Origin of the sequence: Sporosarcina sp. P20a (assembly GCF_002743175.1) — a bacterium.
Classification (GTDB): domain Bacteria; phylum Bacillota; class Bacilli; order Bacillales_A; family Planococcaceae; genus Sporosarcina.
In genome coordinates this window covers 15598-30833 of sequence record NZ_PDYT01000023.1, presented here as the reverse complement: position 1 = coordinate 30833, position 15236 = coordinate 15598, and the positions used below count along the sequence as shown (strand labels likewise).

At 40.7% G+C, this 15236-nt stretch carries 18 protein-coding genes; 1 reads left to right on the top strand and 17 read right to left on the bottom strand.

The window, feature by feature from the left end; translation table 11 throughout:
• Window positions 1-179: 179 nt before the first annotated feature.
• From CSV72_RS14080 to metG, 14 genes are all read right to left on the bottom strand, one after another.
• Window positions 180-554: a RidA family protein gene (locus CSV72_RS14080; protein WP_099678887.1), complete on the bottom strand. Its 375-nt coding sequence runs from the start codon at window positions 552-554 to the stop codon at window positions 180-182.
• Window positions 542-1384: a pur operon repressor gene (gene purR / locus CSV72_RS14075; protein ID WP_099678886.1), complete on the bottom strand. Its 843-nt coding sequence runs from the start codon at window positions 1382-1384 to the stop codon at window positions 542-544. Before purR ends, CSV72_RS14080 begins: the two co-directional genes overlap by 13 nt.
• A gap of 58 nt (window positions 1385-1442) precedes the next feature.
• Window positions 1443-2309 carry a 4-(cytidine 5'-diphospho)-2-C-methyl-D-erythritol kinase gene (ispE, locus tag CSV72_RS14070; RefSeq protein WP_099678885.1) on the bottom strand — a complete coding sequence of 289 codons (867 nt, stop codon included), beginning with the start codon at window positions 2307-2309 and terminating at the stop codon, window positions 1443-1445.
• A gap of 191 nt (window positions 2310-2500) precedes the next feature.
• Window positions 2501-2851: a DUF2200 domain-containing protein gene (locus CSV72_RS14065; protein ID WP_099678884.1), complete on the bottom strand. Its 351-nt coding sequence runs from the start codon at window positions 2849-2851 to the stop codon at window positions 2501-2503.
• Between the two features lie 14 nt (window positions 2852-2865).
• A complete protein-coding gene (locus tag CSV72_RS14060) occupies window positions 2866-3933 on the bottom strand; it encodes an NAD(P)H-dependent flavin oxidoreductase (RefSeq protein WP_099678883.1) in 1068 nt (355 codons plus the stop codon).
• A 33-nt stretch (window positions 3934-3966) separates the two neighbouring features.
• On the bottom strand, window positions 3967-4170 hold the full coding sequence (locus CSV72_RS14055) for a hypothetical protein (RefSeq protein ID WP_099678882.1): 204 nt from the start codon (window positions 4168-4170) through the stop codon (window positions 3967-3969).
• 178 nt (window positions 4171-4348) lie between these two features.
• On the bottom strand, window positions 4349-5395 hold the full coding sequence (locus CSV72_RS14050) for an S-layer homology domain-containing protein (RefSeq protein WP_099678881.1): 1047 nt from the start codon (window positions 5393-5395) through the stop codon (window positions 4349-4351).
• A 447-nt stretch (window positions 5396-5842) separates the two neighbouring features.
• On the bottom strand, window positions 5843-6016 hold the full coding sequence (locus CSV72_RS14045) for a small, acid-soluble spore protein, alpha/beta type (protein WP_085427746.1): 174 nt from the start codon (window positions 6014-6016) through the stop codon (window positions 5843-5845).
• A 140-nt stretch (window positions 6017-6156) separates the two neighbouring features.
• Window positions 6157-6423 (bottom strand): biofilm formation stimulator Veg, encoded by a 267-nt coding sequence (gene veg, locus CSV72_RS14040; protein WP_029054863.1) that lies wholly within the window; start codon window positions 6421-6423, stop codon window positions 6157-6159.
• A 143-nt stretch (window positions 6424-6566) separates the two neighbouring features.
• On the bottom strand, window positions 6567-7460 hold the full coding sequence (gene rsmA, locus CSV72_RS14035; RefSeq protein ID WP_099678880.1) for a 16S rRNA (adenine(1518)-N(6)/adenine(1519)-N(6))-dimethyltransferase RsmA: 894 nt from the start codon (window positions 7458-7460) through the stop codon (window positions 6567-6569).
• Window positions 7453-8019, bottom strand: a complete 567-nt coding sequence (gene rnmV, locus CSV72_RS14030; protein WP_099678879.1) for a ribonuclease M5 — start codon at window positions 8017-8019, stop codon at window positions 7453-7455. Before rnmV ends, rsmA begins: the two co-directional genes overlap by 8 nt.
• A 134-nt stretch (window positions 8020-8153) precedes the next feature.
• The gene (locus tag CSV72_RS14025) at window positions 8154-9416 is read right to left on the bottom strand and encodes a G5 and 3D domain-containing protein (protein ID WP_233191306.1); all 1263 of its coding nucleotides are present in this window, start codon (window positions 9414-9416) and stop codon (window positions 8154-8156) included.
• A gap of 132 nt (window positions 9417-9548) precedes the next feature.
• Entirely contained in the window at window positions 9549-10316 is a 768-nt protein-coding gene (locus tag CSV72_RS14020; protein WP_099678877.1) for a TatD family hydrolase, read from the bottom strand.
• A gap of 443 nt (window positions 10317-10759) precedes the next feature.
• The gene (gene metG / locus CSV72_RS14015) at window positions 10760-12754 is read right to left on the bottom strand and encodes a methionine--tRNA ligase (protein ID WP_099678876.1); all 1995 of its coding nucleotides are present in this window, start codon (window positions 12752-12754) and stop codon (window positions 10760-10762) included.
• Window positions 12755-13021: 267 nt separating this feature from the next.
• Here metG and CSV72_RS14010 point away from each other — a divergent pair, with 267 nt between their 5' ends.
• Entirely contained in the window at window positions 13022-13297 is a 276-nt protein-coding gene (locus CSV72_RS14010; RefSeq protein ID WP_029054857.1) for a transition state genes transcriptional regulator AbrB, read from the top strand.
• Window positions 13298-13342: 45 nt separating this feature from the next.
• Here the strand turns inward: CSV72_RS14010 and rsmI are convergent, their stop codons facing one another.
• Genes rsmI through CSV72_RS13995 form a run of 3 tightly spaced genes read right to left on the bottom strand, consistent with a single transcriptional unit; the run spans window position 13343 to window position 15211 of the window.
• Window positions 13343-14218 carry a 16S rRNA (cytidine(1402)-2'-O)-methyltransferase gene (gene rsmI, locus CSV72_RS14005; protein ID WP_369802927.1) on the bottom strand — a complete coding sequence of 292 codons (876 nt, stop codon included), beginning with the start codon at window positions 14216-14218 and terminating at the stop codon, window positions 13343-13345.
• Window positions 14218-14481, bottom strand: coding sequence for a GIY-YIG nuclease family protein (locus tag CSV72_RS14000; RefSeq protein ID WP_099678874.1), 264 nt, complete (start codon window positions 14479-14481; stop codon window positions 14218-14220). The genes rsmI and CSV72_RS14000 overlap by 1 nt, the downstream gene beginning before the upstream one ends.
• Window positions 14468-15211 carry a tRNA1(Val) (adenine(37)-N6)-methyltransferase gene (locus CSV72_RS13995; protein ID WP_099678873.1) on the bottom strand — a complete coding sequence of 248 codons (744 nt, stop codon included), beginning with the start codon at window positions 15209-15211 and terminating at the stop codon, window positions 14468-14470. Before CSV72_RS13995 ends, CSV72_RS14000 begins: the two co-directional genes overlap by 14 nt.
• Between the last annotated feature and the right edge of the window lie 25 nt (window positions 15212-15236).

Sequence of the window (15236 nt, the reverse complement as noted above, 5' to 3'; positions counted from 1 at the left end):
TAATACTGGTGCTGATTCTATAATACTAGTTTTCACTGCAAATGAAAATAGAATCTTTTGTGATTTTTTAATATTTGTATATTATTTCAAATCTATAGCTACTTTCAACCTAATCATTTTCTAACAATAAGAAAAACCCGACCGGATCTTGACTAGATCGGGTCGGGTTTCACATCCAATTATTCACAAAGCGCAATTGCTTCGATTTCTACTCGTACGTCTTTTGGTAGTCGAGCCACTTCCACTGTCGAACGAGCCGGCTTATGCTCCCCGAAATGTTCTTCATAAATGGCATTTAATGCTCCAAATTCATTCATATCCTGAATGAATACTGTCGTTTTAATGACTTGTTGTAAACTTGAACCTGCTTCTTCCAGTACTTTACTTAAGTTTTGGAGAACTTGGTTTGTCTGTTCTTCTATGCCGCCACTTATTACTTCACCAGCAAGCGTCAAAGGAATCTGTCCTGACGTGTACACCACGTCGTTCACTTTTACTGCTTGTGAATAAGGTCCAATTGCCTGTGGTGCTTGTTCTGTTTTTACGTATTCCATAACTCATTACCGCCTCTCGTGAAATAATTCCCTTCTTCCAACTCAATCTTACGGCGTTTCTCATCGACTGCATGCAATTTCACTAATGAAAGATAATCATCTACCAGAACTTCTTCAAGGTGTTCGGCTTCTACTAACACAGCCACACCAGCCAGTTCACAGTTGAATTCTTCAAGTAGACTTTTCATACCTTGCATCGTGCCGCCCACTTTCATAAAATCATCTGTCAACAATACTTTTTGACCGCTTTGCATACTTCTCTTTGACAACACCATTGTCTGGATTCTGCGCGCAGAACCAGAAACGTAATTAATGCTGACAGTAGGACCTTCCGTCACTTTGCTGTCCCGTCGAACGACGATAACAGGTACGTTCAAATGACGGGCAATAGCATGAGCAATGGGAATTCCTTTTGTTGCAACTGTCATAATCGCATCGATTTCTTTATCAAAGAAAGCAGTTGCAATCACTTTGCCAATTCGATCGAGAAACCGAGGATTTCCTAACAAGTCAGTCATATACAAATAACCGCCAGGAAGCAATCGATCCGATTTTCTTAGTTCATTCATCAATGAATGAATGACTTCCTTTATCTCCTCACGACCGACTAACGGAATATATTTAATACCGCCAGCAGCACCTGAAATCGTCACTAGACGACCCGTGCCGCTCTCTTCAAATGTCTCTTTCAAAATACCAAGATCTTCACTAATTGAGGACTTGGCGGCTGAATACCGGTTCGAAAAAAACGTCAAAGAAATGAGTGTGTGTGGATTTTCCAGCAAATGACGTGTCATATCGACAAGCCTTTCACTTCTTTTCCATTTCATATAATACCGACTCCTAAATCCGAATGATTTATAAGTAGATTATCATAATCGTCCGGTATTAATCAACTACAATAGGTTCCCCAAGCATGCGCACGGCATGTACGTCTTGGCAAAATCCCTTCAAGGCATTGACAATTTTCGGTACACGCGATTCATGTTTCACCAGTCCGAATACCGTTGGACCGCTACCGCTCATTAAAACGGCATCTGCCCCAAAACGCTCCATTTGTTCCTTGAGTATAACAACTTCCTCATGAAGTCCCATCGTGACAGGCTCCAGCACATTCCCAAGTGATGCACACATCTTGTCATAATCACTTTCTTGCAATGCTTCCATCATACGCTCCGTTTGCGGATGCGTAATAGAAGACAAGTTCAACTGTCCGTAGATATTGCCGGTCGATACACCGATTGTCGGCTTCGCCAGCACGACCCAGCAGTTAGGTGGAGCAGGTAGATGCGTGATGTCTTCTCCTCGCCCTCTTGCAATAGCAGTGCCGCCATAAACGCAGAATGATACATCTGATCCGATTTCAGCACCCAGGACTGCCAGCTCATCTAAAGATAATCCGAGTTCCCAAAGTCGGTTTAATCCACGAAGCGTTGCGGCAGCATCTGAACTACCACCGGCTAGTCCTGCAGCAATCGGAATATTCTTATCCAGAGTAATTTCAACTCCGTAATCCAAGTGATAGCGTTTGCGCAATAAATCCGCTGCTTGGTACGCCAAATTTTTGCGATCATTCGGCACAAATCGATGAGATGACTGAATTGTAATGGCATGATCCGTCGTAGGACGAAGCCAAATACGGTCAGCCAAATCAACCGTCGTCATAATCATCTCGACATCATGATAGCCATCCGGTCGTTTGCTTAACACATCTAATGTTAAGTTGATTTTCGCAGGCGCCTTTTCGTAAATCATGATAAAAGCTCCCTCCCCACTGCATTGTTCTTGCTCATATATTACCACAGAATGAATAGAACATAAGGGGATTAAATAAAAAAAAGAACTGCAAAGGCTTCGCAGTTCTTTTTGTCACGTTAATTTTCGTTCCATAGTTCAGAAGTAGATGTTTTCCTACAGCTATTTTTGAACACTTAGAATTCCATTTGTTATTTGCGCAAGATTTTTTCCATTGCTTTTCCTTTTGCCAACTCATCAATCAGTTTATCCAAATAACGTATTTCCTGCATCGTTGATTCTTCTATATCTTCCACTCTAACCCCACATATAACACCTTTAATTAGTGTACGTGATGAATTCAGCCCAGGTGCTTCCGCAAAGAATGTCTCGAAGTCTGTCTGGTTTTCCAACTGGACTTCCAGTTCTTCTTGGCTGTATCCTGTCAACCAACGAATAATTTCATCAACTTCTGATTTTGTACGTCCCTTTTTTTCTACCTTGTTAATATAGAGCGGATAGACTTTGGCAAAACTCATAGTATAAATCTTATGTGTAGTCATCATTCACCCTCCAATTATCTAGTACTTATTATATTTTCTATTTGAAAAACGATGTCCGTCAGCAAATCCGCGACATGTTGTCTAGTACTTAAGCGAGGAGACTGTCCGCTCCAAAGATGGATCCATTCAGGACGATTTTGCTTGGCAGCTTCACTACGAATCGCTGTCGTTAATGTGTTCATTATAGGATAATCCGGCAGATCTTCTTCGTATGGTTTTAGTTCACGAATAAAGTCATTCTGAATCCCTCTTGCAGGCTTACCACTAAATACGGATGTAATGACGGTTTGATCTTCCGTACTTTTAAGAATAGCTTCGATATGTTGAATTTTCGCACCGCTTTCAATAGCCGTCACGAAAGCTGTTCCCATTTGAACCCCTTGCGCTCCAAGTGTAAGAGCTGCCAAAACACCTCTTCCATCCATAATTCCTCCAGCAGCAATAACAGGAATCTGGACATGGTCTACAGCTTGAGGAACAAGCGACATTGTTCCAATCATAGAGTCAGTGAAACTTCCTGAAAACGTACCACGATGTCCTCCGGCTTCGCTTCCTTGCATTACGACCATATCAACTCCGTACTCTTCATTGACAGCTGCCTCTTTCACAGTTGTAGCAGTCCCCATCACGATGATGTTCTCTTCTTGTAATTGTTGGATAGTCTCTTTAGATGGCACGCCGAATGTGAAACTACAAACCGCTATATGTTCTTGAATAATGACTTCCACTTGCTTATCAAAATTTGTGGTAGATACTTCCTTTATTTCAGGCTCAGCTACACGTAACTCTTCACGATAAGATCGTAATAATTCATTGGTCTTTTTAACCTTATCTTCGGATATCTCTGATGCTTCAGGAATAAACAAATTGACCCCAAAAGGCCGATCCGTTAATTCCTTAATCTTCTTTATCGCTTCTCTCATATCTTCTGCATTCATATAGCCTGCCCCGAGCGTACCCAGGCCCCCCGCATTGGATACTGCAGCTATCAATTCAGACGTGGTCGTACCGCCAGCCATTCCCGCTTGAATGATGGGGTATGTAATTCCCAGTATTTTTGTTACGTCATTTTCATTCCACATCTTGTTGGACCCCCTCTAGCATAATTATGTATTTTACATAGTCGTTTTGCTACTTTTCTCTCCCTGACGCTTTAGCAACACTTTATTTCCCAGAAAATAACCCATTATGGCGGCCACTACCATAAGTAAAATCGACAAAAATGAGTGCATGTCAGGATAAAGTAACTCCTTGATAAAGCTGACCATACCGACAAACACTCCCACAAATAATGCTCTGCCTAGATTTCCTTTCTTCACACTCTCACCTCCTACTTTTTCAGAACTACCATAACCCTCCAAAGAATCCTTTTACTTATAATGAATATTCTCTCCATCATAACGTAAACCACAAAAAATTGGTGCTCCCTTGTTCGTTCTAAGTAATAGAAAAAGAGCTGCAAATGGGATTCACTTTGCAACTCCGATAATCTACACACTATTTTATCATTGAATTCGGTAAATAAACTAAATTTGCCGTTGTACTGACATCGTCATCATTCACTGTCAGTATGACCACGTAGCCGGTCTTTTCCCATCCTGAATTAAAAGTAGTTTCATAGTCAGTGTCAGAATAATAGTCCGCCCCAAATTCACGTTGGGCACGCTCGTTTAATTCATTGTACATCGCAAACATCTCATCTGAAGTATGATAGTAATCTTCTCCGCCCATAAAGTCATAGGTTATGAACTGCAACTTGTTATTTTCGAAGTAATAAATTAAATCTGTATAGTAATTATACTTTGTAGTTCGGTAGATCAATAATCGTTTATTCCCCTCACGTAAATTTGAAAGCAATATCGCCGGTGACTTCGATTCAACACTCATCACTTGAGCTGGATCCATTCCAAAGTGAATGCCTCTCGTCACCATGACAGGTGGTGCAGGTCGGAAAGCCGGATCCATAGCTCTTGCCACGAATGCAGCAATATGCGAACGTGTTAATGTTTCATTTGGTTTAAATGTACCGTCAGGATAGCCCGAGGTGATATTTTCAAATGCTAGTTTACGCACGGCACTATACGCAGTAGAACTCTTGGACACGTCTTTAAATCGAATATCTTTTTCCTTGCTAAGCTTAAACGCATTCGCAATGAAGGCAGCCATATGACCACGTGTCACTTTTTGCGTGGGCTTAAATGTACCATCAGGATAGCCATTGATGATTTTTGCTTTCACGGCAGAGTTGATATAACCAGAGGAATACCTGCTCGCGGGAACATCTTTAAATTTCGTCTTTGCTTTCTTTCCATCCAATCCCGTAGCTTTAGCCACCATGACAGCGACTTCTTCGCGCGTCACTTTATCATTTAATCCAAAGCGTGCACTAGGCTCAATCACTTTATTCTCTAATAAATACATAATAGCCGTGTAGTTCGGATGATTTTTCGGGACGTCTGTAAAAATTTTAGAAGAAGCTTGTGTTTTTGGAGCTACTGAAAACGTCAATAGGAGTATTAAAATTATTGCAAAAACCTTTTTCATACGTATTTATCCCCTTTTTCCATAAGATGTAACGACTATATCATGTTAAATGGTTAAAAAGTTGAATACACGAAAACATGTTATTTTACTACACAAATGGACTAAATTTGCTAACATATAATGATAAGTAGCGTATATAAACTCCTATAGGGTCTACTTTCAATTTGTTTTATTAATAGAATGCTATAAAAAAGAAGCACGTAGTTAGAGTGAATTCTGTGTGTTATGTTATGCAATACACAGAAAATAAACCGCATAAATATAATAACTTACTCTAACTTTTACTATTAAATAGTGCTGTTTTCCAACCATTAATTTCTACAAATAAAAATGCTATGACTAAATGTAGTTTTACCAAACTCTGTAGCAAAAAAGGAACTGCAAAGCAATTTCCCCTTTGCAGTTCCTTTTGTCAGCCTGTTTTGGATTCTACGGACATTGGTTGGATTATTTCTTTTCCTCCACTTGTCTACTCGCCATTTCAATTGCATGTTTTACCATGTTTCCTGCATCACGTGAGCGAATACCGCCCCAGCCTTCTTTCTGTACTACATCATAGAAGCCAAGCTCTTTCGCGATTTCTACTTTCAATTGATCTGACATGACGCCTTTTCTCGCCATTATAGTTTCCTCCTTTTCGGCTGACATATGTAATGTGTGCCATTCAGGGGAAATTACACTTAGATTATGTAACATAATAAAAAATCCGCCAGAACATTCGGGCGGATTCACTAGGAAATAAATTAAAATAGCATGATGAATTATTTGATGATAAAGGCCGTTTGGTCCGAACCATCAAGGACTGTTATTTCAACCGCTTCGGTTAAAATATCAGCATAGCTGTAAGAAACTCTTTCAAACGCATTGTCATCCTGATCCAACTCTACTACGAAAACGGCACGATACGTATCGCGCAAGACTCCAGCATGTTCGATCGTCTTCTTACGACCACCATTTGCTTTCAAGTGGAGACGTTTCCCTAAATGAGCGTCCAGTGACTTTTTAATGTCTGCTAATGTTTTTGGCATGTTACTTACACCTCACTAAATATAAGCATAACATTTTCACATGCGTTCGTCAACAAAATTTTTATTTTAACAGTTTGCCTATGTCTTTGTCAATCACTTTATGATGAATTTCACTATTTTTTCATATAAAATTGTCATTAATTTTATTCCGGTTTTAGCTTGCCAAAGTGAGGGTATAGTGCATTGGCCAGTTTGATGAACTCTGGAATCGATAATGTTTCCCCTCTTCTGATCGGATCTATGCCTGATTGTTCAAATGCTTGTTGAATCAACTGCTTTTTTTCCTTACCTTCAGGGAGTGAAGACTGAAGGTTGTTCCACAGCGTCTTGCGGCGATGCAAGAACGATCCTTGTGTCACAGTGAACAAGAAGTCTTCATCCGCTACAGGAGCGTGTGGCTCTTCTCTGCGCGTCAAACTAAGTACAGCTGACTCTACATTCGGTTGCGGAATGAACACTGTCTTTGGGACAATCATAGATACTTCTGCGTCCATATAGTACTGGACAGCGATTGATAACGAACCATACGCCTTCGTGCTGGGTACTGCTGTAATTCGATCTGCTACTTCTTTCTGCATCATGATGACAAGCTGACTTACGCGGGCTTTTTCCATCAAGAATTTCATAATAATCGGCGTTGTAATATAATACGGTAAATTGGCCACGACTACGATGTCTTCGTAGTCTGCGAACTGTTCTTCAATCACTTGATGAATATCCGCTTTTAGTACGTCTTGGTGAATCACCGTAACATTCGGATAAGGTGACATCGTATCTTCAAGTACAGGTAACAGTCGGCCGTCTATTTCAAATGCTACAACCTTCCCCGCCTGTCGTGCGAGATGCTCTGTTAACGCACCGATTCCTGGTCCTACTTCAATGACTCCTGTGTCTTTCGTAATCGCTGCATGAGAGACGATGTTATGCAATACGTTCGAATCCACCAAGAAATTCTGACCTAAACTCTTCTTGAATGAAAACCCGTGTTTTTGCAAAATTTCTTTCGTTCTCACTGGCGTTGCTATATCTTTATACATCTGTTTTCATTTCCTCCTCATCGAGAATTTGTATCGCTTCGTTCAACTTTGCGACAGAAATCCGGAACATCTCTAGCCGTTTCTTCAATCCTTTGCCGTTTACCTGTCCAATATGCAATAACTCCGACAGACGTTCTCTTCGTTTTCTGGAGTCCATGTGACCGATTAGTCTAGCCTCTAGTAAAGCCGCCATCGGGATCTCTTCTATTGTATGCTCACTCACCGTATAAACAGAAGCCAAAGCTTGACGAATCGCTTCGTCATTCGCATGTTCAATTCCTACTCCACGTCCGTTTTTTGCTATGGTTTCTTTCTTCGGTAAAAATGCATGCTTTACATCGGGAATCTGTTCTTCGATAATTGCCCGAATACGGCGACCAGGAAAGTCCGGATCGGTAAAGACAATGACTCCACGCGTCTGCTGTGCGTGGCGTATCCGCTCGATCGTCTTGTCTGAGATCGCCGAACCGTTCGTTTCAATTGTATCCGCTCCTGTAGCACGTTTGACAGCCACCGTGTCGGATTTCCCTTCCACCACAACTACTTCTTCTATATTCACACTATTCCTCTTTTCTTACGATATCATTCTTACTATTTTACTGTGTTTTTTCAATTCTGTACAACCATACCGGCAGGAAACAGAAAAAACCGATAAGGGGAAGAGTTTTTCTTCTCCTTATCGGTATACTACTATTAGTTGATGACTTTAATCTTTACTTGACGACGACCAAATGAATAAGCCGCTTCTTTTGTAGGCATGTGTAAATCGATACGGTTTCCTTTGATTGCTCCACCTGTATCTCCTGCGACTGCATAACCATAACCCTCCACCCAAACCTTAGATCCTAGTGGAATCACTCGTGGATCAACTGCAATTAATTTCATATTCGGGTTCGCGCGCAAGTTAATACCTGTCGCTGTGATTCCTGAACATCCATTACAATAAGCTGTATATGCACTTGCATTCGCGTAAAATTCTTTTCCACCGCTTGGCTCGCTACTGTTACCACGTGATACTGCCACTTGCGCTTTTGCTGGTGTACTTGTAGATGCATTTGCAGTCGCTTTTGCTGCAGTCGGAGCTGCAGTTGCTACTTCTACCTTCGGTGCTTTAGCTCCTACATGAACTACTTTATGTGTAGGTTCTTCTACCATTGTCTTACCAACTAATTCACGAGAAACAACTTTTCCATTCTTTTTCGTAATTTCAAATTTTTTTTGTAGTTTACCCTGTTTTCCGTTAGTGACAACTTTCTCTTTACCTTGAAGCATAGTCATATCTGTTTTTCTTTTTGTTTTGAAATCTGCTGTCTCTTCAATTACATCTGTGATCTTTTCTACACGGGCAATGTTAACCACTGCATTAGATGCCGCCAACTTTGCATTTGTATCGCCTTCTACTTTATCTAAGTTTGAAAGACGGATATTTTGATCTGTCAAAAACTTTCTAACTGTAGTTTGAGTCGACCATACTGTGCGCTCTTTACCACCGTCTTTAACAGTAACGGGGAATGCTTTAGCAATCGCAATCGGTTGATTTTCTGTAATCTTCGTTTCTAGAGCTGGTTCAATTTCGTCATGTGTAGCAACTTCAATTTCTGCTGTTTTAAGTACATCATTTACGGTAGCTTCTGTTGTCCAAAGCTCTTGTGTCTTACCATCTACGTCAATTACTACTTTGTTTGCTTTTTGCCATTTGATCTCTGTATCGTTTTCAAGCGGCGTGTTGACTGTCGGTTCTACTAGATCATGCTTTTGTACGTTTACGTCATTAGCCGCAAGTACTTCTCCAACTGTAGATGCTGCTGTACGTAATTCTATTTGCTTACCATTAAGGTCCATTGAGATGTTCTTCTTTTTTCCGTCAATCAATACGAGTGACGTTGTTGCTACGAATAATGCCATTGCCATTAATAAAACCCCAATGCGCATAAACTTAGTATTCTTCTGAGACATGTTAAAAAATTCCCCTTTCATTACTCGGCTGAGTATATAGCGTTTAAATTACACTGTCAAACTTCCAAACTACTAACCGTTCCTTACTAGAGACATTTCAGATCTGTAAGACAAATAATTGCCATAAGTCGTTCACTGAATCTTAAACAGTTGTAATGCATTTGCAGTCGTTTGCTTTGCTACTTCCTCAACCGACACTTCTTTCAACCGTGCAATTTCCTCCGCCACTAACGTGACATAGGCAGGTTCGTTGCGCTTCCCTCGATAAGGATGCGGTGTTAAATACGGTGCATCCGTTTCGATCAACAGCTTGTCTAGTGAAATCTTTGTCGCTACTTCTTTTGGCATTCTAGCATTCTTAAATGTTACAGGTCCGCCTAGCGAGATAAGAAAGTTCATTTCTATACATTGTTTAGCTGTTTCAACACTACCGCCGTAACAATGCATAATCCCACCGACTTCCGCCGCATTTTCTTCCTGTAGAATACGAACTACGTCGCCTGTTGCGTCGCGATTATGAATGATGATTGGCAACTCTACTTCCTTTGCCAGTCGTATCTGTTTACGGAATAACTTTTGCTGTATATCTTTCGGTGATTTATCCCAGTGGTAATCGAGACCGGTTTCTCCAATGCCGACAACTTTCGGATGGGCCGACAACTCCTTGATCCAGTGTAGATCATTTTCTGTGCAATCTACTGCATCAACAGGATGCCAACCAATAACACCATAGATGAATGGGTATTGTTCTACTAACTCCATGGCTTTGTTGATAGTTTTTGTATCAAACCCAACTACGACCATTTTTTCTACGTTTGCATCAATTGCACGTTGAATGACTTCTTCCACGTCTTCTTCGTATTGATCTGCATTTAAGTGAACATGTGTATCAATAAACATAGTATCTCTCCTAACACTGTTTTCTATTCTATTGTCTTTGATTGTGTCTTTCATCTCAGTTGTATTACAGTTGTGTAACAAATAGATTGTTTATTCCGTTTATATAACTAAAAACGCTTTACTACTAGACATGCTCAATCGTTAAGGGCTATGTGGAATTTTTTTAGTTTTTATAGGTTTGTTGTAACTTTTGTGACATAGAATTAAGCAAAGTGGGTATATTGCGAAAGCCACCCGTTAGTATAGAGGCGAGGATAATGAATATTCCACTCTTCGTGTCAGCAGAACCAGTCTCCCATAAAATAGCCGACTAGATAATCATGTGCAACAACAACATAACTCCGCATCCTACTATCCAATTTCTCACTTGATGCCTAAACAAAAAAACTGCCACCAGAAGTCGTTGATTGCGACCTCTCATGACAGCTTTATTACGTGATCAATTATTTTACTTGCGCACCATTCTCTAATGCAGGATCAACTGTTGCAAGTTTTAGCACGCCATCTTTTTCGCCTGCTAAAATCATACCTTGTGATAATTCTCCACGAAGTTTGACCGGCTTTAAATTCGCAACGACAATTACTTTCATGCCTACTAGATCCTCAGCATCGTAATGTTGCGCTATGCCCGACACTACTTGACGTTGCTCGTAGCCTAAATCAACTTGTAGCTTTAATAACTTGTCGGCTTTCGGCATTTTTTCACATGCCGTGACAGTAGCTACACGCATGTCTACATTCATGAATGCGTCAAACGTGATCTCATTCGTTTCCTCTTTCACTTCTTCCACCTTCTCTTCCACTTCAGCAGGTGCTGTGATCGCCATTTGCTGACGGATGTACTCAACCTCTACTTCTGTCTCCAGACGCGGGAAGATAGGGACACCTTTGTTGATGACAGTTGTACCTGCAGGAATTGCATAGCCCTCATCTAATGTATCCCATCCTAATGAATCTTTAGAAAGACCAAGTTGTTCTATCATCTGTTTCGGCGCGTTTGTCATAAATGGCTGCAAGAGTACCGCTGTATGATGAAGCGATAGCGCTAAGTGATACATAACTGACGCTAATTTCATGCGATCTTCTTCTGATTTCGCCAATACCCACGGTGATGTTTCATCAATATACTTATTTGTACGAGAAATTAATGCCCATACATCGGAAAGTACGACGCTGAACTGCATCTTTTCCATAGAAGCCTCATATTTCTTCACTGTATGCTGAATCATGTCGCGTAATGGTGCATCAAATTCAGTCGGTACAAGACCTTCCGTCAAAACTTCACCATTGAAGTATTTATTGATCATAGAAATCGTTCGGTTCAATAAGTTCCCTAAGTCATTCGCCAAGTCATAGTTAATACGCTCGACAAATGCCTCCGGTGAGAATACACCGTCTTGACCAAATGGTAATTCACGAAGCAAGAAGTAACGTGTAGCGTCAAGCCCATAACGTTCAACGAGCATTTCTGGGTAGACCACATTCCCTTTAGACTTGGACATCTTGCCATCTTTCATCATGATGAATCCATGTGCAAATACTTTCTTTGGCAATGGTAAATCGAGTGCCATCAAGAAGATTGGCCAATAAATTGTATGGAAACGAACGATATCTTTACCAACCACGTGAACATCCGCTGGCCAGTATTTATTGAATAAAGACTCGTCATTAGACATATAACCAAGGGCCGTAATGTAATTCGTCAATGCATCAACCCAGACATAAATCACATGTTTTGGATCTCCTGGCACTTTAATTCCCCAGTCGAACGACATACGGGAAACAGATAAATCTTCAAGTCCTGGCTTAATGAAGTTATTGATCATTTCATTCTTACGTGATTCAGGCTCAATGAACGTTGGGTTTTCTTCATAATACGTAAGTAGACGTTCTGCATACTTTTTCATATTGAAGAAGTATGACTCTTCCTCTACTCGATGAACCGGACGACCACAGTCTGGACAGTTCCCATCAACCAGTTGCGACTCGGTAAAATAAGATTCACACGGAACACATTTCCATCCTTCATACTTTCCTTTATAAATATCTCCATTTTCAAGAAACTTCTTAAATATCTTTTCAACAATTGATTTATGACGATCTTCCGTCGTACGGATCAAGTCGTCATAAGAGATATCCATCAGTTTCCACAGATCTTTCGCGATGTCTGCAATGCCATCAACATATTTAATGGGAGACTGACCTTCCTCTTCTGCCTTTTCCTGGATCTTCTGACCGTGCTCGTCCATTCCAGTTAGGAATCTGACATCATAGCCACGTAAACGCTTATATCGCGCCATTGCATCCGATGCAATTGTCGTGTATGCAGTTCCTATATGAAATTTCCCACTTGGATAATAAATAGGTGTAGTGATATAAAACGTTTTTGATTGATTCTCCACGCGTAATTCCTCCAAATAATTAATGTATACTTTCATTTTATAGGATGTTGCACAAAAGTGCCATGTTCTCCTCCAAACCCTTATATTTTTATAACTTTCTTCAGCTTGCTCACTGCCCGCAATCCCCATACCTTCACCATCTCACATTTTTTACCTATCAAAAAATTAATAAAAATTAATAGTGTTTATTTGAGTTATGATGATTGACGGTTATTGGAAGAGTTGGTATGATATTTAACAGACAAGAGAATCATGTCGAATTTTGACGAATGTTAAATTTGGAGTGTAGGAGGAATTTTTTCCATGAAGTCTACTGGAATTGTAAGAAAAGTTGATGAGCTAGGCCGTGTTGTGATACCGATTGAACTCCGTCGTACGCTCGGTATTGAGCAAAAAGACGCATTAGAAATATACGTGGACGACGACAAAATCATCTTGAAAAAGTACATGCCTAATATGACATGTTCTATTACGGGGGAAGTATCGGATGATAACCTTCGTTTGATCGACGGCAAGTTAATTTTGAGTCCTGAAGGCGCAAAACAATTGATGGATGAAATTCAAAATAAAATCAATTGATTTGTAAAAGTCCTGAACGTTTAACACGTTCAGGACTTTTTTGTCTTATTCTACGTGATATGCCTGATAAACATCTCGTTTACTTACCTCGCGAAGATCGGCTACTTCTTTTATCGCATCTTTCGAACGAATTTCTTTTTCTTCTATTATATGTTCAACATGCTCCTTGATCGACAAATCTGTCCACCAGGCAGTCGCAACTTCCTGTTGGATGTCCTGATTACCTTCCACGACCAAACAGAACTCTCCTCTAATTTCATTGGAATCTGCCCACTCAATTGCTTCTGCAATTGTCCCTCTCAAGAATTCCTCAAACCGCTTCGTCAATTCGCGGGCCATTACAATCTTTCGTTCATCCCCAAACTGTTCTGCTAAGCCACGCAATGTCTGTTTTAAACGATGAGGGGCTTCGTAAAACAATAAGGTTTCCTCATAGCGCTGTAATTTCTCGAGCTGGATTTTTAGTTCCTTCTTTTGACGCGATAGAAAACCAAAAAACAAGAACGGTTGTGGTGTAATACCTGATGCTACTAATGCTGTAATGGCTGCGTTTGGTCCTGGAACAGGAACGACAGCAATTCCCTGTTCAATCGCCAATTCCACTAGATCTGCACCAGGATCTGAAATACACGGCATTCCTGCATCACTGACAATAGCAATATCCTTCCCTTCTTGAAGGAGTTCTATAATCTTTTCTCCCGCCACACGTGTATTGTGTTCGTGATAGCTGATCATTTGTGTAGTAATCTCAAAATGATTACATAATTTTATCGTATTACGCGTGTCCTCCGCCGCAATATAATCTGCTTCCTGTAAGATTCGGACTGCACGGAATGTCATGTCCTCGAGGTTGCCGATTGGTGTGCCTACGATGAACAACTTCCCGAACACTGTTGCTTCGGCACTCTTTTGTGACGTAATCATGTGGACCGCTCCTTTTTTATATAGTGTTCTTTTTGTTTTCTGGTCAATTGCTTAAACTGATACTCTGCTTGCATTGCTTGTCGCTGCGTTTCAAACGATTCTTGATAAATGTACTTTACAGGTAAGCGCCCCCTCGTATATTTAGCACCTTTTCCTTCATTATGTACACGCAAGCGACATTCTAAATCATTCGTATATCCAGCATAATACGATCCATCATTACATGTCAGCACATAGAAGAAGTGTTCATTCTTCTCCATACAATAACTGCCTCACTTCTTCTGTATACTCCCCATTTTCGCGGTAGACATATAAAGGAGGAAGGATTTTCAGATCAGGTTTTCCATCCTTAATTGCTTCAATCAACAGTGTATTCGCATCTTTCCCTGCTTTTGGATAGACAAAACGAATACGCTTTGGTTCCAGACGGTACTGTCTCATAGATGTAATGATGTCGAGAAGTCTGCCAGGCCGGTGGACAAAAGCCGCTTTTCCACCTTGCTTCAATAATTCACTTGCGGATTTCACTGCTTGATCTAGTGTTAGCTCCACTTCATGCCTAGCGATCGTATAGTGCTCACTTTTATTTCTAGCACTTGCTTCATTTGCCGGGAAATAAGGCGGATTGCATGTGACGGTGTCATATACTTCGTAACCAATTTTCTTTGCAATCCCTATGACGTTTTCATGTTCAATTGCTATCTGTTCTTCGAGACCGTTAAGCGCTACGCTTCTGTGTGCCATATCCGCTAGCCGTTCTTGCAACTCAATACCGATGATTTCACCTTTTGTTCGAGCACTCATGAACAATGGGATTACACCATTCCCCGTACACAAATCCACAATCTTGCCTCCACGGATCGGCATATAGGCAAAACGCGCCAGCAGCACCGCATCTAGTGAAAAGGAAAAAACGGAAGGACTTTGAATAATCCGCAAGTCCTCTGCTAATAAATAATCCAATCGTTCATCACTTTGTAGGTTCACAATCTACACTCCTTCAATCAAAAGAAAA